The organism is Bacillus sp. SD127, from assembly GCF_058566445.1.
In genome coordinates this window covers 970696-994474 of record NZ_CP191226.1, presented here as the reverse complement: position 1 = coordinate 994474, position 23779 = coordinate 970696, and the positions used below count along the sequence as shown (strand labels likewise).

The 23779-nt window shown below is 47.9% G+C and carries 19 protein-coding genes; 4 read left to right on the top strand and 15 right to left on the bottom strand.

Annotated features, from left to right (window positions below):
- Window positions 1-47 precede the first annotated feature (47 nt).
- From ACQVGS_RS05080 to ACQVGS_RS05045, 8 genes are all read right to left on the bottom strand, one after another.
- Entirely contained in the window at window positions 48-257 is a 210-nt protein-coding gene (locus tag ACQVGS_RS05080; RefSeq protein WP_283912559.1) for an MbtH family protein, read from the bottom strand.
- Between the two features lie 13 nt (window positions 258-270).
- Window positions 271-7410 carry an amino acid adenylation domain-containing protein gene (locus ACQVGS_RS05075; RefSeq protein WP_491831106.1) on the bottom strand — a complete coding sequence of 2380 codons (7140 nt, stop codon included), beginning with the start codon at window positions 7408-7410 and terminating at the stop codon, window positions 271-273.
- Between the two features lie 18 nt (window positions 7411-7428).
- Window positions 7429-8364 (bottom strand): isochorismatase, encoded by a 936-nt coding sequence (locus ACQVGS_RS05070; RefSeq protein ID WP_106019489.1) that lies wholly within the window; start codon window positions 8362-8364, stop codon window positions 7429-7431.
- A gap of 25 nt (window positions 8365-8389) precedes the next feature.
- Window positions 8390-10009: a (2,3-dihydroxybenzoyl)adenylate synthase gene (locus ACQVGS_RS05065; RefSeq protein ID WP_106019490.1), complete on the bottom strand. Its 1620-nt coding sequence runs from the start codon at window positions 10007-10009 to the stop codon at window positions 8390-8392.
- A gap of 28 nt (window positions 10010-10037) precedes the next feature.
- A complete protein-coding gene (gene dhbC, locus ACQVGS_RS05060; RefSeq protein ID WP_188323263.1) occupies window positions 10038-11234 on the bottom strand; it encodes an isochorismate synthase DhbC in 1197 nt (398 codons plus the stop codon).
- Between the two features lie 25 nt (window positions 11235-11259).
- Window positions 11260-12045 carry a 2,3-dihydro-2,3-dihydroxybenzoate dehydrogenase gene (locus tag ACQVGS_RS05055; RefSeq protein WP_024122707.1) on the bottom strand — a complete coding sequence of 262 codons (786 nt, stop codon included), beginning with the start codon at window positions 12043-12045 and terminating at the stop codon, window positions 11260-11262.
- A 187-nt stretch (window positions 12046-12232) separates the two neighbouring features.
- Window positions 12233-13096, bottom strand: a complete 864-nt coding sequence (gene besA, locus ACQVGS_RS05050; RefSeq protein ID WP_316961102.1) for a ferri-bacillibactin esterase BesA — start codon at window positions 13094-13096, stop codon at window positions 12233-12235.
- 212 nt (window positions 13097-13308) lie between these two features.
- Complete coding sequence (locus ACQVGS_RS05045; protein ID WP_095713990.1) at window positions 13309-13905, bottom strand: sulfite oxidase-like oxidoreductase; 597 nt, start codon at window positions 13903-13905, stop codon at window positions 13309-13311.
- A gap of 100 nt (window positions 13906-14005) precedes the next feature.
- On the opposite strand from ACQVGS_RS05045, the gene ACQVGS_RS05040 reads away from it, so the two are divergent.
- Window positions 14006-14608, top strand: coding sequence for a biotin transporter BioY (locus ACQVGS_RS05040; RefSeq protein ID WP_024122710.1), 603 nt, complete (start codon window positions 14006-14008; stop codon window positions 14606-14608).
- A 71-nt stretch (window positions 14609-14679) separates the two neighbouring features.
- Here ACQVGS_RS05040 and ACQVGS_RS05035 read toward each other — a convergent pair whose 3' ends face one another.
- Window positions 14680-16008, bottom strand: coding sequence for a Na+/H+ antiporter family protein (locus ACQVGS_RS05035; protein WP_127696521.1), 1329 nt, complete (start codon window positions 16006-16008; stop codon window positions 14680-14682).
- 144 nt (window positions 16009-16152) lie between these two features.
- Window positions 16153-17655, bottom strand: a complete 1503-nt coding sequence (locus ACQVGS_RS05030) for a leucyl aminopeptidase (RefSeq protein WP_095713992.1) — start codon at window positions 17653-17655, stop codon at window positions 16153-16155.
- Window positions 17656-17810: 155 nt separating this feature from the next.
- Between ACQVGS_RS05030 and ACQVGS_RS05025 the strand changes: the two genes are divergently transcribed.
- Entirely contained in the window at window positions 17811-18287 is a 477-nt protein-coding gene (locus ACQVGS_RS05025) for a divergent PAP2 family protein (protein WP_106019493.1), read from the top strand.
- A gap of 32 nt (window positions 18288-18319) precedes the next feature.
- Here ACQVGS_RS05025 and spsC read toward each other — a convergent pair whose 3' ends face one another.
- The 4 genes from spsC to ACQVGS_RS05005 all read right to left on the bottom strand — a co-directional run bounded on the left by spsC (window position 18320) and on the right by ACQVGS_RS05005 (window position 20994).
- Window positions 18320-18979: a stationary phase survival protein SpsC gene (spsC, locus tag ACQVGS_RS05020; RefSeq protein WP_106019494.1), complete on the bottom strand. Its 660-nt coding sequence runs from the start codon at window positions 18977-18979 to the stop codon at window positions 18320-18322.
- Between the two features lie 104 nt (window positions 18980-19083).
- On the bottom strand, window positions 19084-19404 hold the full coding sequence (locus tag ACQVGS_RS05015) for a YuiB family protein (protein WP_024122715.1): 321 nt from the start codon (window positions 19402-19404) through the stop codon (window positions 19084-19086).
- A 51-nt stretch (window positions 19405-19455) separates the two neighbouring features.
- Entirely contained in the window at window positions 19456-19599 is a 144-nt protein-coding gene (locus tag ACQVGS_RS05010; RefSeq protein WP_024122716.1) for a YuiA family protein, read from the bottom strand.
- Window positions 19600-19773: 174 nt separating this feature from the next.
- Window positions 19774-20994 carry an NAD(P)/FAD-dependent oxidoreductase gene (locus ACQVGS_RS05005; RefSeq protein WP_049809958.1) on the bottom strand — a complete coding sequence of 407 codons (1221 nt, stop codon included), beginning with the start codon at window positions 20992-20994 and terminating at the stop codon, window positions 19774-19776.
- 330 nt (window positions 20995-21324) lie between these two features.
- Between ACQVGS_RS05005 and yumC the strand changes: the two genes are divergently transcribed.
- Window positions 21325-22323: a ferredoxin--NADP reductase 2 gene (gene yumC / locus ACQVGS_RS05000; RefSeq protein ID WP_024122718.1), complete on the top strand. Its 999-nt coding sequence runs from the start codon at window positions 21325-21327 to the stop codon at window positions 22321-22323.
- A 40-nt stretch (window positions 22324-22363) separates the two neighbouring features.
- On the opposite strand, the gene ACQVGS_RS04995 is transcribed toward yumC, so the two are convergent.
- Complete coding sequence (locus tag ACQVGS_RS04995; protein WP_106019495.1) at window positions 22364-22504, bottom strand: hypothetical protein; 141 nt, start codon at window positions 22502-22504, stop codon at window positions 22364-22366.
- A 279-nt stretch (window positions 22505-22783) separates the two neighbouring features.
- On the opposite strand from ACQVGS_RS04995, the gene guaC reads away from it, so the two are divergent.
- The gene (gene guaC / locus ACQVGS_RS04990; protein WP_487446320.1) at window positions 22784-23764 is read left to right on the top strand and encodes a GMP reductase; all 981 of its coding nucleotides are present in this window, start codon (window positions 22784-22786) and stop codon (window positions 23762-23764) included.
- Window positions 23765-23779: the final 15 nt, after the last annotated feature.

Genomic DNA, 23779 nt, shown 5'->3' with positions numbered 1-23779 from the left:
AAAAGAGACTGCCTGCTGCAGTCTCTTTTTTTTTACCGTCAATGCATTTAGACATTTTCGACAGGCTTTAGGCTGTTCGGCCTCATATCGCTCCAATGCGATTGGATGTAGTCCAGACAAGCCTCACGCCCTTTTTGTTCATGAACGACTGTCCAGCCGCTCGGCACATCGACAAAGCCGGGCCACAAGGAATATTGGCCCTCTTCATTGATGAGAACAAGGTATATGCCATCCGCATTTTCAAAAGGATTTGCCATTGCTTTTCCTCCTTTATTGATTCATTTCTTCCAATTTAGCCGCCAGAACCCGGCCGATGACTGCGAGCGGTTCCGGCTGACAGAGATCTTTATGGCGGCAGTCAATGTCGATTTGTTCAATTTGTCCGTCAATATAAGGCTTCCACGAATCAGGTTCAATTGGGTCAAACCATTCAGGAATGATAGTTGATCTGAAAAACAGAACATTTCCACGGAAGGTTTTCGGTGCATATGAACCTAAAATGCCGACAGAATTGACGTACGTATTCTTTAGATTCAAAATGACCGATTCGTCCAGACTGGCAAGTGCGCTTCCGTCTCGCCGCAGAATCTCAATAGCTGTTTCAAAATCAAGCGGTTTATCTCCTAAGCTGTCTGGGTCGTACCCGCCTAACGCGAGGAGGGCAATAAGCGCTTCCTCATCATCCGGTGCCTCTTTTATAGGAAGGAAGTGGTTTGGGTAGGCGTCCAGCATAACCAATAGAGAAACGTCTTCCCCTTGCTTTTGCAGCTGTGTTGCCATTGCTTGAACGACATTTCCGCCTAAGGACCAGCCAAGCAAATGGTACGGCCCTTTCGGCTGGATCGTCCGAATCTGTTCTATATAGTCGGCAGCCATGTCATCGAGTGTTTTCGGAAGCGCCTCCTGCTGTCCAATTCCCCGTGCTTGCAGTCCATAGATGGGATAATCTGTTCCTAAAGATGTCATCAGTCCGGCATAACACCAGCTAAGTCCGCCCGCCGGATGTACGCAAAACAACGGAAGACGGTCTCCGCTTGTTCGGAGCGGCAGCAAAACATCAAGAGCGCTTTGGCTTGAGCCCATCTCCAGTCTTTCAGCAAGCCCTGCCACAGTCGGCGCTTCAAATAGATTGCCAATGCTGAGTTCAACCCCGAGCGCTTCACGTATGCGGCTCATCAGCTGAACTGCGAGCAGGGAATGTCCGCCCAAATCGAAGAAACGGTCATCAATACCGACACGCGGCAAATGAAGCACTTCCATAAACAAGTCACAAAGGATTTCTTCTTGCGGGGTTCTCGGCCCGCGACCTGTCACCGCAGCAGCAAAATCTGGAGCAGGCAGCGCTTTACGGTCAAGCTTTCCATTCGGCGTCAGCGGCAATTCTTTCATCGTCACAAAGGCTGAAGGCACCATGTAATCTGGCAGTCTTTCAGCAGCATACCTGCGCAGTTCCGCCGTATCAAACGTTTCTTCCGAGGAAGGTATGACATAAGCTGCCAAACGTTTATCTCCCGGCTGGTCCTCACGAACGATCACTGCCGCATCTTCCAGCTGTGAATGCTGAACAAGCGCAGCTTCAATTTCTCCCAGTTCAATCCGGAAGCCCCGGATTTTCACTTGATGATCGGCACGGCCGACATAATCGAGAGAACCGTCAGCACGCCTGCGGGCTACATCTCCCGTGCGGTACATCCGTGTGCCCGGAGGCCCGAACGGGTCAGCGATGAAGCGTTCCGCCGTTAAACCGGGCCGTCCTAAATAGCCTCGGGCCAATCCGGCGCCTGACACATACAGTTCTCCAGCCACACCCGGCGGAACCGGCTGTAAACGCTCATCCAGCACATACACCCCAAGATCGGGAATTCCGCAGCCGATCAGGCTGTTTGCTCGTAAAGCTGCAATATTCCGGTCTAATTCGATATAGCTGACGTGCACTGTTGTTTCAGTAATACCATACATATTGATCAGTTTCGGCGTCTGTTCAGGGTGGCGATGATACCAATCCTCTAAACGGCTGAGTTCAAGCGCTTCTCCGCCAAAAACAACATATCGAAGGCTGAGCGCCTGTCCGAGATCAGGCTGCTCCCTTTCCGCCTGCATAAACTGATAGAACGCTGATGGTGTCTGGTTCAAAACGGTCACACCCTCTTTTACCAGCAGACGCAGAAACGCTTCCGGAGATCTGCTGATGTCATGAGGCACGATAACAAGGCGGCCGCCGTGCAGCAAAGGTCCCCAAATCTCCCAAACAGAAAAGTCAAACGCGTAGGAATGGAACATTGTCCACACGTCGTCTGAACCGAAATGGAACCAGTGATCGGTCGCTCCAAATAACCTCGTCACATTTTGGTGAGGAATCATGACGCCTTTTGGAACGCCTGTTGATCCGGATGTATAAATAACATAAGCCGTGCTGTAAGGTGACAGCGGGCGAATCCTGTCCGTATTATCCGGATTCAAAGGGCTGTATGTTTTTAGTTTCTCGCGTAATTCCGGATCATCCAGCACAATGTTCTGCACATTTTCTGCAGGCGGGATTTGATTTTCCGCCTGTGAGCTCGTGATGATAAACGCAGGCCGCGCATCGCTCAGCATAAAAGCGATTCGGTCAGCCGGATAGTCCGGATCAAGCGGCAGGTATGCAGCTCCCGCTTTTAGTACCGCTAACAGGCTAACAGTCATATCCAATGAGCGAGGCAAAGCTAATGCCACAAATTGCTCCGGTCCGACGCCTTTGCTGATCAGCAGCCTGGCAAGCCGGTTCGCCCTTTCATTCAGCTCCATATAGCTCATCGCTTTATCTTCATAAACGACTGCAATGGAATCAGGGCTCAGCGCAGCTTGCTTCTCAAACAGCTCCGGAAGACACGCTTGCGGAATCTTTTCAGAAACACTTTGCCAATCCGTTACCGTGATACTGCGTTCCTCTGGTGCAAGAATATCCAGTCTTCCGATTTCCTGATCAGGATCAGCCTCGGCAGCCTCAAGCAGCCGCAGAAGGCGATCAGCAAGGGCTTGAACAGTTTCCCGTTTAAATAGATCGGTGCTGTACTCAAGCAGTCCTTCCAGTCCATTTGGTGTCCCGTCATCAAGACGGCTTTCACTGATTTCTAATGTTAAATCAAATTTGGCAGATCCTACGCTGTGAATGCGCAGGCTGCTTTCTGTACCAGGCAGGCTCAGCTCTGCGTCAGGTGTGTTCTGGAACGCGAGCATGACTTGGAATAATGGATGCGTGGCCCGGGAGCGAGCAGGATTGAGCACCTCTACAAGTCTCTCAAACGGCAAATCCTGATTTTCATAGGCTGCCAGATTCACTTCCCGCACTCTGTCAAGAAGCTCACGGAAACTCGGATCACCAGAGGTGTCTGTTCTGAGCACCAATGTATTGATAAACAGTCCCACAAGATCACTAAGCGCATCGTCATTCCGCCCCGCAATCGGGCTTCCAATCGGAATATCAGTTCCAGCTCCGAGCCTTGTCAGCAAGGCGGCAAGTCCTGATTGAAGCACCATAAACAGACTTACTCTATTGGCACGGGCCAGCTCCAGCAATCGGCTGTGAAGCTCTGAGTCTATATGGAAATGGATTGTATCTCCTTGATGACTCGGCTCAGCAGGTCGTGAATAATCGGTTGGCAGTTCGAGCTGATCGGGCAAATCTTTCAGTCTATCTTTCCAGAAAGCAAGCTGACCGGCAATCAAACTGTCTGGATCATGCTCGCTTCCGAGCAGACTTTGCTGCCAGAGCGCATAATCCGCATACTGCACAGCAAGCGGTGTCCATTCGGGAGCTCTCCCGTGACAGCGGGCGGTATAAGCAGCAGCCAGATCACGAGTCAGAGGAGTCAATGACCATCCGTCTCCGACAATATGGTGCACGAGGAGCAGCAGCACGTACTCGTCGGGACCGATAACAAAAAGCTCGGCCCGGAAAGCAGGCTCAGCTGCAAGGTCAAAGCTGTAGCGAGCAGCATCGGCAAGCCTCTCAGAAAGCTCCTCTTTCTTCATTTCTGTAACATATAAATCAGGACGGGCTTGATCGGCGTCCAAAATGCGCTGATAAGATGTCCCCTGTGATTCAGGGAAAATGGTCCGAAGGCTTTCATGGCGGCTGATGAGATCATATAGGGCCGCTTGCAGTGCTTCTTGGTTCAGTTCACCTGAAAGACGGACGGCAACCGGGATATTATATGTAGGACTTGGCCCTTCCAGACAATGGAGGAACCATAGCCGGCGCTGTGCAAAAGAAAGCGGAATGTTCTCAGGACGTTCAGCTCTTTGCAAAGCGGGACGGACACTCTGCGCCTGATCAAGATGTGCAGCAAGTCCGGCAACTGTCGGTTCGTCAAAGAGCTTGGCGATGCCCAGCTCAGCTCCCATCGTCTCACGAATACGGCTCATCAAACGGGCAGCAAGGAGAGAATGGCCGCCCAGCTCGAAGAAACTGTCATCGATGCCTACGCGTGCAAGACCTAGAACCTCCGCAAACAGATCACACAGTATCTCTTCTTGAGGCGTTCGCGGTCCCCGATCAGTGACAGACGCCCCAAAATCAGGTGCCGGCAATGCTTTCCGGTCAAGCTTGCCGTTTGGTGTTAATGGCAGTTCATCGATCTCCACAAATGCCGCAGGCACCATATAATCAGGCAGACTGGCACCGACATAACGGCGAAGCTCAGCAATATCTAGAGCTGAAGAAACGACCAGATACGCCACCAATCGTTTATCTCCCGGCTGGTCCTCTCGAACGACAACCGCAGCCTGTTTCATTTGCGGATGTTTAGCAAGCACGGCATCAATTTCTCCAAGCTCAATGCGGAAACCGCGAATCTTGATTTGATGATCGGCACGCCCGATGTAATCCAGAGACCCATCCGCACGCCAGCGGGCCTGATCTCCGGTTCGGTACATTCGTGTGCCCGGCGGTCCGTACGGATCAGCAACAAAGCGCTCCGCCGTTAAATCAGGGCGCCCTAAATATCCGCGGGCCAATCCGGTTCCCGCAATATAGAGCTCTCCAACAATGCCTGGCGGAACGGGCTGCAAACTATTATCGAGCACATATACCTGCGTATTCCAAATCGGCTTTCCGATCGGAGGCACACCCTGTACTCCTTTTTCGAGAAAAGCTGCCGCAGACCAAATGGTTGTTTCAGTAGGACCGTATAAATTAGTCACTGGACAATCAAGCGCGTGCAAGGCCTCCAAAAGCCCGCTTGGAAGCGCCTCTCCCCCGACAAGCACCCTGAGCTCCCGAAGTTTCTCAGGTTCGTTTGTGACCAACGCATGCCACAGGGTCGGCGTTGCCTGCATAATTGTTATATCAAAATATTCAATCATTTTAGCTAATGCCTGCGGCTCACGGGTTGTTTCTTTTTGAGCAACAACAATACTCGCTCCGCTGATAAGCGGGAGGAATAATTCTAAAGCAGAAATATCAAAAGCGACAGTCGTCACAGCCAGCAGCCTGTCTTGTTCATTGAGAGAAAATGTCTCCTGCATAGACAGCAGAAAATTACTTAAACTTTTCAGCGTGACAACAACACCCTTTGGCCTTCCTGTTGATCCCGATGTATAAATAATATACGCCGGATGAGCAAGAGATACATGTACATTTGGATTGTCAGCAGAATAACGCTTCACAATCTCTTTTGTCACAGGCAGATCCAGCACAAGCTGCGGTGCCGTTAGATCGTCAGGCAGAGTATCTGCAATTTCCTCAGTCGTTATAATGCATGATGGCTTTGCATCCTTCAGCATGTATGAAATTCTGTCAGCAGGAAACTCCGGATCAAGCGGAAGATAAGCAGCACCAGTCTTTAGTACGGCCAGCATTGCAGCTACCATTTCGGAAGACCGCGGCAGGGCCAAGGCGACAAACTGCTCCGACCCAAGCCCTTTTTCTATCAAAAGATGCGCGAGGCGGTTTGCTTGTTCATTCAGCTCTTGATAGCTTAATTGACTGTGATCGCAAATCAGGGCGATACGTTCAGGGGAACGGTCAGCCTGCTCCTGAAACATATCCGGAAGGCTGAGCAGCTGCTCGGATTTTGCTGTCTGATTCCATTCGCTTATGACCCGTGCTTTTTCTGCAGGCAAAAGAAATTCCATTTGCCCAATCAGCATGTCCTCACCGGCTGACGCCGTTTGTAAAAGCTGTAAGATCCGCTGCTGATGGACCTTTATTTCTGACTCACTGTATACTTCAGGATTGGCATCCACATCAATTCGCAGCCCGCTTCCGTCTGTTCTGTCATAGACATTTATCGACAAATCATCAACAGGACCGGCTGACAGATTGTGCGTCGTTCCCCGGGCTCCGGCAAAGTCGAGACCGTAATCGAAAGGCATAAGATTAATTTGCGGGCCAAATAATCTATGATTTTCTCCTATTAGTTTCAGGTCCCGCCGCAGTTCCTCATGGCGGTATTTATGATGCTGCCGGATACTGCGGATTTCCCGGGAAATTTGCAGCACAAGCTCAGAAAAGCTCATCGAAGGACTCACAGACAGCCTCAGCGGGAGAAGATTCATCACCATAGCCGGAACATTCAGGGATGCCGATCCCATCCGTCCCATCATAGGCAGTCCGAGCACAACATCCTCAGAGCCGGTCATACGGTGCACATAAGCAGCTGATACCGCAATCACGACTTCATGCCAGCTTCCGGCGTAATAGCGCGCCGCCTCTTTCAGCGCGTTTACATCTGAAGGCGGCAAATAAGCAGTCTGGCGCAGAAAGCTTTTTGAGGTTCTCGGCGCCCGTTCTGCTAAACTGACAACTTCAGGCTTGTCCGCAAAACGATTCAGCCAGAATTGCCGATCCTCTTCATATGTTTCAGACGAGCGGTACGCTGCGTCCTCCTCCAAAATATCCTGCAAAGAGCCGAAGGAACGATCATCAGCGGACCGCCCTCCTGCAAGTGCAGTATAAGCATGTGCAACCCGCTGGGCGATTAGAGAAAACCCAAAGCCGTCGATCGCAATATGGTGAATGCGCTGATACCAAAAGAAACGCTGAGGCCCGGCTTTAAACAAAGCTTCGCGGAACAATAGGTCATGCTGTAAATCGACCGGCTTTGCCAAATCAGCTTTCATCCAGTTTAAAGCTGTCTTTTCCGGATCAGGCTCAGAGCTGACGTCAATGACTTGGAGCTGTACATCCGGTGATGGATTCATCATCTGCCAAGGCCCGTCCATATCTTCACCAAAGCGGACATGAAGTGATTCCGCTTCTTTTATCACGTGCCGTAAAGCTTCTTCAAAAAGAGAAATGTCGATTGGGCCGTTGATTTCTATATATTCGGCTGTATTGTAGATTGGATTATCCGGATCAAGCTGCTGAGCAAACCAAATACCGGTTTGCGCTCCGGTTAAAGAATATTGAAGATCTTTTGTATCAGGCATCCGTTTTTTTACCTCCTTTTATAAATAGTCCGCGTTTGGCAGCACTCTCTCAATGCGGATTGAAAGCAATTTCTGCCATTCTTCTATTGTCGGCCGTTCAGCCAGTTCGACGAATGTCACCTCGGCTCCTTCACGGCGCCATTGTTCAACTAATGTCATGATCCTTACAGAATCAAGTCCCCTATTCAGTAAGTCTTCATTTTCTGCAATGTCATCAGGCGATTCTTGAAGAAGCTCAGCAATTTGTGTTCGGATACTCTCGCAGGTAAATACATGTTTTTCAGCTTTTTCTGATGGCTTTTGAGCCGCAGAAGGCGTATGTTTCAGCTGATCAAGCAAGCTGTCGGTCATCAGCGTAAACGCACAGCGCCCAGCCGCATAGTCAAGGGCCATTTTATGCTTGTCCCGAGAAAAGTCCGCAACTGCATCAGCAACAAAAAATGCTTCGATATCCTCCATAAACGCTTCACATGCTGTAACGAGACAGCCAATATGAGCATAAATCCCGGAGATGATCAGCTGATCGCGCCCCTGTTCACGCATGATCTCAAGCAGATTCGTTCTCTTAAATGCGCTGTATCTCCATTTTGTCAATACGAGATCATCGTCTTCCGGTGCAAGCTCGGCCACAATTTTTTCCTCGTAAGGACCGCTGCTTAATCCAGGGCCCCAAAAATCAGTCAGCAATGCCCGGTCCTCCGGATTTTGACTGCCGGGCTGCGCTGTGTAGACAACAGGTATCCCGAGCTGAACACATTGATCCTTCAGCTTGCGTATATTTGCTGAAAGCTCTGTTACCGGAGACGCTCCTGCTGTAAACGCGTCGACAAAATAGTTCTGCATATCGTGTATTAAGAAGACTGCCCGATTTGGATCAGGCACCCATGATACTTTGTTTGTTGGCATATCAGACGCTGTCGGCATTTGATACGGCTGAATGGCAGGAATAGCCATTTGAACACTCCCTTTCAAATCGTTTCTATTTTTTTGAACCTGCAAGAAGTTTTTCGGCGATCGCTTCGCGAAGCGCCTTTTTACTTACCTTTCCTACCCCTGTCTGCGGGAAGGACTCAACAAATTCGATCCGGTCTGGAATTTTATATGCTGCAAGCCCGCGCTCTCTTAGAAAAGCTTTGAGTTCTGCGGCTTTCGGCGCTTGATCCCGGGGAATAATGAAAACACATGATCTTTCACCAAGAAATTGGTCAGGCATTGAGACCATTGCCGCATCATGCACAGCCGGATGCGCCAGAAGATGATTTTCAACCTCTTCAGCCGCCACTTTTTCTCCGCCGCGGTTGATTTGATCCTTTGCCCGTCCTTCCACGACAACATAACCGTCGGGTGTCAGTCTCACTAGATCGCCAGTGCGGTAAAAGCCGTCCTCGGTAAACGAAGCCGAATTGTGCTCATCAGCCTTATAGTATCCCCGGATCGTATACGGTCCCCGTGTCAGCAGGTGCCCCGTTTCACCAGGTTTCACGTCACGGTCCTGGTCATCCCACACACGTATTTCATCGTAAGAAGACATCGGCTTACCTTGGGTATTAACAATAATTTCCTCCAGGTCATCAAGCCTTGTATAATTAACGAGCCCTTCTGCCATTCCGAAGACCTGCTGCAAGGTGCAGCCGAATACAGATTTCACTTTGCGCGCGGCTTCAGCGCTGAATTTCGCGCCGCCTACCTGCAGCACTTGAAGGCTTGATAAATCGTCATCTCGTGAGGAAGCAGCGTCCATCCATACCATTGCAAGCGGCGGGACAAGAGCTGTTATTGTCACCTGTTCCCGTTCAATCAAAGGGAACGAGTCGTCCGGACTCGGAGAAGGAGATAAAACCACTTTTCCTCCAGCGTATAATACGCCTAGCACCCCGGGTGAGCTCAGCGGATAATTGTGCGCCATCGGCAATGCGGCCAAGTACACAGTGCTGTGATCAAGCCAGCAAACCTCCGCACTCATCCGCAGGCTGTATATATAGTCATCGTGGGTTCGCGGTATCAGTTTCGATAAGCCGGTGCTTCCGCCAGAAAGCTGGAGAAACGCCACATCCGAAGATTTTACTTCAGGCAGCTCGCCAGGTTCTGTATGCAATGCCTCAAGCGGCTGGAATTCCTCCGCCTCACCTGAGACAATGACGTGTTTCAAGGACGGCAGCTTGCTTTGAACCTGTCTGGCAAGTGTGCGGTAGTCAAATCCCGAATGAGAATCGGGGATGATATAAGCCTCCGCTTCAGCAAACTCGCAAAAATATGTAATCTCACTGCTTCGATGCGAGGGCAATGCAAAAACCGGGAGCGCTCCCAGCCGAAAAAGCGCAAAGATGACTTCAAAAAACTCCGCGATATTCGGCAGCTGCACCACTACACGATCCATTTGTTTAATACCGAGCTTCTGCAATCCGGCTGCCAGACGGTCAGCCCTTGTGTCAAGCTCTTGATAGCTCCAATGGGTGTCCCCGCATGTAATCGCGATACGATCGCCATGTTTGGCAGCCCGGTCTCTTAACATGTCTCCAAAAGTCTCACCGGCCCAGCACCCGTTCTCCCGGTACTTTTCCGCAAACTCCTTGGGCCACGGCGTAAATCCATTCAGCATGCTGTTTCCCTCCTGCATTTATTTCTGATCATATGTGATTGACACCCATTGCCCGAAGCATTGTCCGGAACTTTGCGGATGTCTCCTGGAGCTCGTCCTCTGCTTTTGATCCGGCTACAACACCGGCCCCGGCAAAAAGACGAAGTGAACGTTCTTCAGCCTCTGCACAGCGAATCGTAACGATCCATTCGCCATCGCCTGCATCGTCACACCAGCCTACCATGCCGGTGAAGAAACCGCGGTCAAAAGGTTCAATTTCCCGGATGGCTTCTCTTGCAAGGCCAGTCGGTGTTCCGCAGACTGCCGGCGTAGGATGAAGCGCGGCGGCTAGTTCCAGCGCGGTTACAGTCGGATCAGAAAGCTCTCCTTTAATGACACTGGACAAATGCCACATCGTCTCCGTTTGGATCAGCGAAGGCTTTTCCGGAACGTCCAGCGTCCGGCAAAAAGGCCGCAGCCCGGCGGCAACCGCATCAGCCACAACAGCATGCTCATGAAGATCCTTTGCGGAGGAAAGCAATTCATCGGCCCGGCGCTGGTCCTCAACAGGATCATCACTGCGAGGTCTAGAGCCCGCTAACGGATTGGATACCACCTGAGTTCCCATTCTCGAAACGAGAAGCTCCGGACTTGCACCGAGTAGTGTCCGATGGGAAGATGAATCATCTTGGCCGGATACATCGGCTGCAAAAGTATAACCATGTGTATTATGCCGCGCCAGATGGTGAAGCAGTTCTCCCGTTTGTATCGCTTCAGATGATGTCAGATGCAGCGATCTGGACAGGACAATTTTGCTGAGTGTGCCGTCAGCAATGCTTGCCAATCCTTGTTCTACACCTTTTTTATAGTCCTCCGGTGCAGGAACAGGCTGTATGTGATATGTATGTTCCCGCTGCTGTTCGATGTTGGCACGATCGAATTGAAGCGGTCCCGACCACCGTACCTCCTCCGGAACGACGAGCCGGGGCGATTTCAAATGATCAAATGGAACAGCTCCCACAACAACCGCACGGCTTTGCCCCGATTGCTTTGCTTTGTTAAGCGCCTCAGCAATGCGGCCGGATAAGGTTTCTAATTGGTTTTGGCCGTCTGCATCCGGCACGGTTTCACTTATTCCTTTTCCAAGCAGCACACGGTGAGGGGAAGCCAGGAAAAAAGTGCCCGGCTGATAATCACGAAGCAAATGCTCCGCCTTTGTTTCAGATATAACGTTTTGTTCCAACATCTTCATAAACCTCCTTTGAGTTAAGTTATACGCCTAAGGTCGCGCCGCCATCTACACATAAATTGTGCATCGTAATATGGCCTGCCTGCTCAGAAACCAAAAAGAGCACGGCATCAGCAATATCCGAAGGCTGGGCCAGTTTTTTGAGCGGAATTCCCGTTTTAAATGTATTAAGCGATCCTTTGATGACTTGCTCTGCTCCATTTTCATCAGCCCATAAGGACCACTGCATGTCTGTTTCCGTTGATCCGGGAGAAACAATATTGCAGCGAATGTTGTATTCTGCAAGCTCAAGGCCAAGGCACTTTGTAAACATCACGGCTGCTGCCTTTGATGAGGCGTATGCCGCCATAGATGTCCTTGGCACACCGGCTGCATTTGATCCTACTGTTACAATCGAACCGGATCTGCGGTTCATCATATATTTGCTGACTGAGCGCGACGCGTTAAAAACACCAGTTGAATTCACTGAGAAAGTGGCCTCCCATTCCTCATCACTGAGAGAATGAATCAGCCCTGGCCGAAGCACACCCGCTACGTTCACCAATATGTCAATCGGGCCCATGTCACGTTCGATTCGAGCCGTGATATCGTCAATCGCCGCACTGTCTCTCACATCCGCCGGAAAGGCTTCGGCATGACATCCCTCGGCTTTGAGGCTGTTCACGACTTTTTCAAGCTTTTCTGGATTGTAATCAACCGCAGCAATGTGCGCCCCCTGACCGGCAAGCGTCCGCGCAACAGCTTCACCTATTCCTTGGGCAGCCCCTGTAATCAATGCGATCTTGCCTTCTATACCTCTTACATTCATTTCATCATTTCCTTTCTTCGCTTGTAACGCCAAAAATGACATTTTGCGAAAAAGACTGCTTCACCTTACCATTAATCACAATCGATTGATAATGATTATCATTATCAATTATAAAAATAATCATATCCTTATGTCATCCGACAGTCAAATATAATTTTTGTGACAAATATGGGAGCTGAGACAATTCTCAGCTCATTGATATGTGCGGGCCGTCAGGGTGAAGCGCGAAACGCAATGCCCTGCTGACCAAAACAGGAAGAACCGAAATATGTCCTTCTCCTGAAAACTCGCAAAATTCTGTCCGTACGCCTTGGTCAGTCAAAGTAGACAGCCGCTCGTAAAGCTCCTTCGCGTTATCGTTCATTCGGCATTTATGATGCTTTTCCAATTCTCCTGCCGCAAGCAGAAGATTGACAGGCTGATCGTTTTTCTTTAAACAGGAAACGAAACGCTCAGTTTCCTTTTCAATAAATGGTTTATTCCAATGAATGGACGGACTGCCCGCGATATACGTTTGGAATGCATCCGGTTTCGTTAAGAGCACCTGCAAAACGAAGAGCCCGCCAAGAGAGTGACCAAAGATCGTTTGTCTGTTTCTGTCAATCTCATAATCTTGTTCAATCTCCGGTTTGAGGTCCTCCTCAATAAACCTTAAAAAGTCCCCCGCTCCTCCATGCGCCGGCCATTCTTTGCCGTCAGGCCTTACCGGCAGCTCCGAGTAAGACGTAGGCATTGTAAAATCCCGGTGGCGCGCAGAAGAAAACGGTTCTGTTGTGTCATAGCCAATACCGACAATTACAGCGGGAATCACCCCTGTTTTCTCAGGACGGCGCCCCTGCACTCGAACAGTTTCCGACATTGTACCGAAGATAGAATTAGCATCGAGCAGATAAATAACCGGATAACCAGAAGGCGGCGGCTCTGTGCTCGGTTTTGAGATAAAGATCTGATAGCCGCGGCTGCCATTGCGTGAAGACATTTTACGCACTTCCGTTCCCGGAATGGTAAATGCGTTGTAGGTCCCGCCTTTAGCCCCATCTGTTTTTTTCATGCAGTACGACATTCCTCTCCTTAAAACTGGCTGCATTTATGATAATGATTTTCACTATCAACTAGACAACTCAAATAATAGGTTTTCTGGCAAACAAAGTCAACTTTTTCCTTAATAAAAAGGGCACCTTATCTAAATAAGGTACCTGATGACTAGCAATATGGAAATAAAATCCTGAAAAAGATGCTGATTATCCTACGTTTACTAGAACCTTAATCCCATGTAAATCTCTGATTCTGCCAAGGGTCGCCTCTCATATGATAGCCGTTCTGCTCCCAAAAACCAGGATGATTTTCTTTCGTAAATTGGATGCCGCGCAGCCACTTAGCGCTTTTCCAAAAATACAAATGAGGAAACACCCCTCGCAGCGGGAAGCCGTGTTCAGGCGTTAAAGGTTCGCCGTTATGCGCATAAGCGAGCAGTGATGTTTCAGCCAAAAAGTCATCGAGCGGCAGATTTGTCGTCCAGCCCTCTTCCGCGTGTAAAATGACATAGCCCGCCTCTTCTTTTACCCCGGCTTTCTCCGCAATATCCCTTGTCCTTACCCCCTGCCAAACGTTATCAAGCCGCGACCAGCCTGTCACGCAATGAATGTCATTTTCTGATTCGCACTGAGGAAAGGCTTTTATATCTTCAAAGCTTAAAAGCATCGGGTGATCAACCAATCCGTATACTTGCAGATTCCACTTTGTCATATCCTCATAATACGGAACGTTCCCCGTATGAAGCACAGGAAACGAAGTCGTCACATTTTGATTGGGCGGCACTCTTCCTGACTGATCTGCCTGTTTTATTTTTCCGAAATACATGCAAATCCTCCTTTTGTTAACCTAAATTATATTTATGTTGACAATCATTCAGATCTTTATTATTCTATGATTGTGTATGTAAACCTAAGGGGGAACAACGATGAAACAACCTAAACTTCGTGCGGGTGATATGGCGCTGATCGGCATGTTCGCCGCACTTATGGCTGTCGGCGCCAACATTACATCAGTCGCGCCCTTTTTGCAAGTTGCCGGCATTCCGCTGTCGATGCAGCCGTTTTTCTGCCTCTTGGCGGCTTTGCTTCTCGGCAGCAAACGCGCTGCTATCGCGATGCTTGTATATGCGCTTGTCGGATTGGCCGGGGCACCAGTGTTCGCTCAGTTTTCCGCGGGCTTCGCACCATTTGCAGGTAAAAGCGGCGGCTTCATTATCTCATATATTCCTGCAGCATTCGCAGCTGGATGGTTATTAGAACGCAAAATTCAGCCAAGTAAAATCCGTTTTCTGATTGCTTCTCTTATCGGAACGGCCATTATGTATATCATCGGCACCACCTATATGTATCTTGCGCTGAAGCTGTGGATTCATACACCGGTGAGCTACGGCACGGCTTGGGGCTTTATGACTTGGTTTATGGTAAAAGACACGGCACTGGCTGTGCTGCTGACGTTTATCGCACCTGCGATCTACCGCTCTATTCATAAAGCAACCGGCTTTAACAGACATCAAATATCGTCCACTTAAAAACCGTTCCGATGGACGGTTTTTTGAAATGATAAACAAAAAAGGCTCTCCCGTTAAGGAGAGCCTTTTTTCTATAAGACAAGGGCCGCAATCCAGCCAAAAATAACAAGCGGAATGTTATAAAAGATAAATGTCGGCACACAAGTGTCCCAAATGTGGTGATGCTGTCCGTCCGCACTCAGACCTGAAGTCGGGCCAAGTGTACTGTCGCTGGCAGGTGAACCGGCGTCGCCAAGCGCGGCAGCCGCTCCGATAATCGCAATCGTTGCCATCGGGCTGAATCCGAGCTGCATACATAGAGGCACAAAGATCGTTGTGATCACCGGAATCGTTGCAAAAGATGAGCCGATTCCCATTGTAATCAACAGGCCGACCAGCAGCATCAGCAATGCACCCAGCGACTGACTGTGCCCGATAATACCAGCTGATGTTTTGACCAATGACTCGACATCTCCGGTTTTTGTCAATACATTTGAGAAACCGGCTGCAACAAGCATAACAAATCCGATAAAGGCCATTAATACCATACCGTCAGTAATCAATGAATCCGCTTCGTCACGTTTCATTACACCGCTGACAAACAGGATAATCAGGCCGGCCAGCGCCCCCATAATCATCCCTTCTACTCCCAATGTCTGCGATAAATAAAGCTGGACGCCGAGTGACACTAAAATGGCGAGGACCGCGATTCCCAAGCTTTTTTTCGTATATGGAGATGCTTTTACACCTGAAATTTCTTTTGTTTCATACACTTTTGGTTTGCGATAAACGATTACCGATAAAATCAAACCGACAACCATGCCTGCAACCGGTATAATCAGCGCGTACGGGATATCGCCAAGCGGAACGTTTAAACCCGCATCGGCCATGTTGTCCTTCAGCATGCCTTGGAATATCTGGCCGAAGCCAACAGGCAGTACAATATAAGGAGCCGTTAAGCCGAACGTAATCACACACGCAATCAGCCTGCGGTCCATTTCAAGCTCATTAAAGATTTTCAAAAGCGGCGGTATCAGCACAGGAATAAATGCGATGTGAACCGGTACCACGTTTTGTGAAAAACAAGCTACGATTAAAATAATCAGTACGATAAGCACTTTAGACAGTGCCTTTTTTCGAGTATCTTCTTTGTTTCCAATTAATTTCACAGAAGCTTCCACCATAGCATCCGGAAGACCTGTTTTCGTTAAAGCCGCAGCAAACGCACCAAGCATAGCGTAGCTGACTGCAACGGTGGCATTTCCGCCGAGCCCTTCTGTAAAGGCTTTAACCGTTTCACCCAGGCCGAGTCCTCCTGTTAAGCCGCCGGCCAAAGCACCTATGATTAAAGCAATAACTATATTGACACGCAGAAGACTTAAGACAAGCATAAGCAGCACTGCGATAACGACTGCATTCATGATACCCCTCCAAAAATCCTTTAGTTTGCTAATGTAGTAGATAAATAAAGTACGAACGTATCGTATCATATTCATGATACTTTAGTCAACTAAAGATTTTGGAGAAAAAAACCCTGCCGCGAAATCGCAGCAGGGCTATATTTATTATGCTTTTGCGTCTTCTTCCGCTGTGAATCTTTCTGCCAGCGTAGCCAGTGTTCTTGCCATGACGCCGGTTGCACCGGACGGACCGAAGCAGCTTGCTTTACTTGAAGTTGCTGTGCCTGCAATATCAAGATGGACCCAAGGAGTCGTTTCAGCAAACTCACCTAGAAACGTTCCTGCCATAATGGCATGGCCTTCCCGTCCCGGTGAATTGTTTAAATCCGCCATTTGGCTGTTTTTCACACGTTTTTTATCCTTTTCTGTAATCGGCAGCTGCCAGATGGCCTCACCGCACTCTTCCGCAGCTTCAGCCACCCGCTGATAAAAGCTCTCGTTATTTGTCATGGCGCCGGTTGTTTCTGTGCCCAATGCCACAACAACGCCGCCGGTGAGCGTTGCCACATCAACAAGTACAGACGCGCCATGCTGTTTTGCATATGTAAGGCCGTCTGCAAGCACAAGCCTTCCTTCTGCATCCGTGTTAAGGATTTCAATTGTTTTTCCGCTTAATGACACGATGACATCGTCAGGCTTCATCGCTCCGCCTGAAACCATGTTGTCGGTTGACGGAATGACAGCCAGCACATTTTGCTCCGGACGAAGCTCGCCGATCGTTTCCATTGCGCCAAGGACCGCTGCCGCTCCTCCCATATCGGATTTCATGCCGACAATTCCTGTTTTCGTTTTAATAGAGTAACCGCCTGTGTCAAAGGTAATTCCTTTTCCGACAAGCCCGATAACGTTTTCCCATTCCTTTTTGCCCTGATACTTCAAGACAATCATTTTGGGCGGTTCGGCAGAGCCTTGGTTTACCGCAAGGATTGCGCCCATACCGAGCTCTTCCATATCCGATTTCTCCAATATTTCACACTCAAAATCATACTTCGCCGCAAGCTCGGACGCATAAGAAGCCAAGTCAGTTGCTGTCAGCATATTTCCCGGCATATTAACAAGCGTTCTCGCCGAATTTGTGCCCTGCCCGTATGCCCGGCCGACAAGAAGACCGGCCTGCACTTCTTGTGTATCTTCATCTGTGACGGCATAGATGGATTCAAGCTGTTTATCCGGCTCATTTGATTTGTGCTTATAATCCTGCACCTCATAAGAAGCAAGCAGGCAGCTCTCAGCTAATGCGTGAGCGGCATCCGCTGCGGGAACTTCTTCACAAATAAATGTGTCAAGCAGTACGGCAGCCTCTTGTTTTCTGTCTTTATGAATGGCTTGAAAAACATGGGCAAAGCTTTCCTTCGCCTCTTCAAATGAATAATTCGCCTCTCTTCCCAAACCGACGAAATAAATACGTTTCATACCAGCGGAGGACGGAGGGAATACTTTTGATACTTGATTCCGTTTGGCAGAGACATCACCGTCTTTCAGAAGCTGAGTCAGATGGCCTTCCAGTTTTTCATCAATTTCCTTTGCTTTGCCTGTCAGCTGGCTTTTTTGAAAAAGTCCGACCACTAGGGTTTCAGTATGCTCTAATTGTTGAACCGCATAAAACATAAGGCTTACACTCCTAACGTAATGGGTATTTGTAATGAACAATGGTATAATAGGAAAAACATTCTTTCCTTACATTTATTTTATCAAACAACAGACAAAGACCTGCTTTTTTCATTTGTAACACGAAAGATTTTTATATAGAAAGGATGTCGCCTATGGAACTTTTTATGAATTTCCCTTTATTATCAAGCCTTGTTGCCATCATCTTTGCACAAGTCATTAAAGTGCCGATACAATTTATCGTATCCAGAAAACTGGACTGGTCGCTGGTAACAAGCACAGGCGGCATGCCAAGTTCCCACTCCGCAGCTGTTACGGCGCTCTCTACCGGCGTAGCCTTAGAGCATGGATTAGGTTCCTCTCTCTTTGCGGTTTCAGCCATTTTCGCCGTCATTACCATGTTTGACGCAACCGGTGTCAGACGTCATGCCGGCGAGCAGGCAACAGTCATTAATAAACTTGTGATTGATTTTAACCGTTTTGTGAATGAAGCAAAAGATTTCCCGAAAGCCGAAGAGAAAGAAAAACAAAAAAAGCTGAAAGAGCTTCTCGGCCATCAGCCAATCGAGGTCTTTTTTGGCGGATTGACAGGAATTTTATTAACACTGGCACTGGCATACTTTTTTCTGTAAAAAAATAACGCTTCAGCCGCAGCTGGAGCGTTTTATTCTTTCACTGTTTTGTATTGATTTCTGAACACCTGCAATGATTTTGTTTCATTAAGCTTTACCAGTTCATCCTCAGTGACTTTTCCGGTCCCCTTCTTAATAACATACACGTCCAGGGTTTTTTTGCCCCATTCATTGTAGACATCATGAACGGTTTCAAAGTACAGATCAATGCGGTTTCCCTTGATGGCCGATCCTGTGTCCGCAACGACGCCCAAACCATAGTTCGGGATGAATAAAATGGTGCCGATCGGAAAAACGGATGGATCGGCGGCAACCGTAGAGTATAAATCTCTTTTCACTTTAACACCTGAATATGTAAGCCCGTATAATGGATCACCAGGTTTTTTACCCGTCGATTCGACTCCCGCTGTATAGCCTGTAGCCGTTACTTTTCGCGCTGGATACTGGTTCCAGTCAAAGGCTTCTTCCAATGGTTTGTCTTTTGCTTTGGCTGCAGCGGACATCGTTTTTTCGTTTTTCTGCTGCAATGCTTTTAATGTCAGCCCTGTATTCTTCGAGTGCTTCTCATTATTTTCTTGTACCCATTTTGATAAGTCCTTCGCCTCTACTCCTGATATGGCTAAATATGTCGTGGCAAACGCGAGCAGAAATAAACAGGCCATCAGCAAATGTCTGATCATTTTCAACATTATTCACCTCTCCTCCGAATCATTGTTCCCAAATAGCGGGAGCAATATTCAAAACGGTGAATGCGCTGAAGGCACAAAAAAAAGCTTTCTTTAGAAAGAAAGCGGCATTAAAACATCTGATATCCTCTTTTTCTGAGCATGTTGATCGCTATGCCTGAGACAATGGCGCCGGCCAGACCGCTGGCTAAAATCAATACATCTGCAGCAGCTAACGATACGATTCTCTGAAACAGGCTGGCAAAGGATTCGCCTGGCGATTGGATATAGCTGATCAGCTTTTCCTTGCTGATTATAAAAAGGCATACAATCGGATAAATCACAGCCATAATCCAGGACATTCTCAGCAGCATGTTTAATAAGAAACCGATTCCAAAAAACAAAACAAAAAATAAAACAATTGAGATGATAACGACTGGCAGACTAATCAAAACCCCCACCCCCTGCGTTACTTTTAGTGTACCGCGGGGGCTTTTAAAAAGTCAACGGCTGGAAAATGAATGACTGTCTTTACCTGTCCCCTGACATGACGGACAAGTTTCTGAACCGCCGAGGATTAATTGAAAATACCCTTTCCCTGAGCAAAACGGGCATGCCTGTGAAGCGGTTGTCGTTGCGGTTTTCATCTTAGCATCACCTTTTTCTTAATTTTCAGATAATAATATCATACCAAGCTGTCAATGATAAAGTCAGATCATGTGACAAATCTTTTGATGTAAGCGGAAACATTTTTATTTTCCTCTTGTTCTCTTTTTATTTTGGCGTTTTTTAATAAAACAAAACCCGCGGAGAGCGGGTTTTTAGAAAAACTTAAACTTGCCTTTTTTCAGTGTGAGTCCGAGTCCGCCGATTAAAAACAGCGAACGGTTATCGATGACTTTTTTCATAAAAGAAGCCGGCGTGCCTTTCAGTTTTCTTCCGTACACGACTCCGACCGCATTATGCTCGCCGAGAGAAGCCACCGTTCCTTTTATATCAGGTTTGAATTCTTCAAGCTCGCCGCCCTTAATGAGTTTTGCAATGTTTTTAGCGACCGTAGTCCCTTGCTGCATCGCGATTTGGGCGGTCGGCGGATAAGGACGGTCAGTGTCTTCATTGATAAACAGCGAGCTGTCGCCGAGAATAAACACGTTGTCATGTCCGGGCGCGCGAAGATCAGGATTGACTTTCACCCGGCCGCGCATATTTTCAAAGCCGGCTTCTTCCACAATCGGATGTCCGCGGACACCTGCCGCCCACACCACCGTTTGCGATTTGATTTGCTCGGGCTCCTCATCTTTTTTGCCGACTGTGACTCCTTCTGAGGTACACTCTTGAACCGCCGTGCCGATTTTAAACTCAACGCCATTCTCCTCAAGATAGTGAACAGCATAATCGACAAGCTCGGGATCAAAGCCCGGCAATACGGTCGGCGCTGCTTCTACGCAGATAATGCGTACAAGGCTTCTGTCAACGTCATACTCCTTGCAGAGCTCCGGCACGCGGGCAGCCAGTTCGCCAAGAAATTCAATACCCGTAAACCCGGCTCCCCCGACAACGATTGTTAACCTGTCCGGCCTTTTTTCAGCTTCGATGTTGTAAGTCGCAAATTGCAGCTCAATATGTTCCCGAAGCACTCGAGATGTATTGATATTGGCGATCGGAAACGCAAATTCTTTTAAGCCTTTAATGCCGAACGTTTCAGGTACCGCTCCGAGGCCGATAACTAAATAATCGTACTGCAGCTCTCCATTGGCAAGCACAACTTTCTTCTCGTCTATTTTGATTGCCTTCACGGTATCCTGTACAAAATTGACACGTGACTGGTTGATTACATCTTTTATCTGATAACGGCAGCGGTCATGATGGAGCGTACCGGCGCTCGCTTCGTGCATCCATGTCGTTTCGTAATGATAATTGTGTTTATTCACAAGCGTAATATCAGCATCATTCGGACCGACATGCTTCGTCAGCCTTGTCACTGTCATCAATCCGCCATAACCTGCACCTAAAATCACGATTTTGGGCTTATTCAATGCCATCACATCCACCTTCTCTTTTTTTTGCTGTTAGACGCATATAAAAATCATCATTTGTGTTATCTTCAGCTTATTGGCAGGATTTTATGAAATATATTGAAAAGTTTTTTGTGAAGTCCACACCCATAGCACTACTATCATGTGTATCCGGCTGGTTCATGAAACATTCAGAAAAAAGATGAATTCATTTTTTTCTTATCGTATCGGCCCGCGGGCATATGATCAAGAATGAATGCGCATACAATGCACTCGCAAATTTTTCTGCTGACTCGTCAATTTTAAGAGCAATATGGTATAATTAATAACAATTTTCATTTAGGAGGCAATTTTCGTATGCGAGAGGATACAAAGGTTTATGATATTACAATTATAGGCGGGGGACCGGTCGGCTTATTCACCGCTTTTTACGGAGGCATGAGACAGGCAAGCGTCAAAATTATCGAAAGCCTGCCTCAGCTTGGCGGACAGCTTAGTGCCCTGTACCCTGAGAAATATATATATGACGTAGCAGGATTCCCGAAAATCCGCGCCCAAGAGCTAGTGAACAACTTAAAAGAGCAAATGGCGAAATTCGACCAAACCATTTGTTTAGAGCAAGCGGTTGAATCTGTTGAAAAACAAGCAGACGGCGTGTTTAAGCTTGTGACAAACGAAGAAACCCATTACTCTAAAACGGTCATCATCACTGCAGGAAACGGCGCATTCAAACCAAGAAAGCTCGAGCTTGAAACAGCCGAACAATACGAAGGCAAAAACCTTCACTACTTCGTTGATGATTTACAAAAATTCGCCGGCAGACGCGTTGCGATTCTGGGCGGAGGAGATTCAGCGGTTGACTGGGCGCTTATGCTTGAGCCAATCGCAAAAGAAGTTTCCATCGTTCACCGCCGCGATAAATTCCGCGCGCATGAGCACAGTGTGGAAAACCTTCACGCATCTAAAGTGAATGTCCTGACTCCATTTGTTCCGACAGAGCTCATCGGAGAAGACAAAATCGAGCAGCTTGTGCTTGAGGAAGTGAAAGGCGAGCGCAAAGAGATTTTAGAAATCGATGACTTAATTGTCAACTACGGCTTCGTCTCATCTCTTGGACCGATTAAAAACTGGGGACTTGAAATTGAGAAAAATTCCATTGTCGTCAAATCAACGATGGAAACAAATATCGAAGGCTTCTTCGCAGCAGGTGACATTTGCACATACGAAGGAAAAGTCAACCTGATCGCAAGCGGCTTCGGCGAAGCACCGACAGCTGTTAACAACGCGAAAGCTTACATGGACCCGAAAGCTCGCGTACAGCCTCTGCACTCTACAAGTCTTTTTGAAAATAAATAATAAAAAAAGGAGTTTGTGTCAAGATGACACAGCTCCTTTTTTATTTAAAGATATTTATATAATTCATCGCAGTTCCGATAACCAGCGCAATCACAAGGGCTGCTACAATCCAGATCGTGGCCATGATAATGCGGTCTTGGATCTTTTGAGACTTCGGTGTTTGTTCTTCGTTTTGAGTCATCTCCATTCGCTCCTTTCACATGTCCATGTCATAAAGAAAGCCTGGTGCAGAAGGACCAAGCTGTGCTGAACTTATATATTAGCGTTTTATCATCCGCTCTATGAGACCATTCGTTAAGACTATGATACCCAAACTCATCGTGAATGACAAGCTTCCGCACCTGAATCACATCCATCATCAGATAAATCGTTTGACATCCTCCCTAAAACAGAGTACATTATACAAGGCGAACATTTGGTATATATTCATTATAAATATTCGTATTTAGGAGTGGATTCTATGGAAAATGTGTTTGATTACGAAGATATTCAGCTAATTCCTGCAAAATGCATTGTGAACAGCCGTTCTGAATGTGATACATCCGTACGTTTAGGCGGACGTACATTTAAATTGCCCGTCGTTCCTGCCAATATGCAGACGATTATAGATGAGAAACTTGCGGTTTCATTAGCCGAAAACGGCTACTTTTATGTGATGCACCGCTTTGAACCTGAAAAACGGATTGACTTTATAAAGGACATGAACGCACGCGGCCTATTCTCTTCTATCAGCGTTGGGGTCAAAGATGAGGAGTATGTATTTGTCCGTCACCTGGCAGAAGAAAATCTGATCCCTGAATACGTGACCATCGACATCGCTCACGGACATTCCAATGCCGTCATTGAGATGATTCAGCACCTCAAAAAACATCTTCCGGACAGCTTTGTCATCGCGGGAAATGTCGGAACACCGGAAGCGGTCAGAGAGCTCGAAAATGCCGGAGCGGATGCCACAAAAGTCGGCATCGGACCGGGAAAAGTATGTATAACGAAAATTAAAACCGGTTTCGGCACAGGCGGATGGCAATTAGCCGCGCTGCGCTGGTGCGCAAAAGCCGCCAGCAAACCGATTATCGCGGATGGCGGAATCCGCACCCATGGCGACATCGCAAAATCAATTCGATTCGGCGCCACCATGGTCATGATCGGTTCACTATTTGCAGGACACGAGGAATCACCGGGACAAACCATTGAAAAAGACGGAAAGCTCTACAAAGAATACTTTGGCTCAGCCTCTGAATATCAAAAAGGCGAAAAGAAAAATGTCGAAGGCAAAAAAATGCACGTAGAGCATAAAGGCGCAATCATGGATACGCTGATTGAAATGGAACAGGATCTTCAATCTTCTATTTCTTATGCTGGCGGAACTAAGCTGGAGGCTATCCGCAATGTGGATTATGTCATTGTGAAGAATTCGATTTTTAATGGAGATAAGTATTAAAATAAAAAAAGCCAA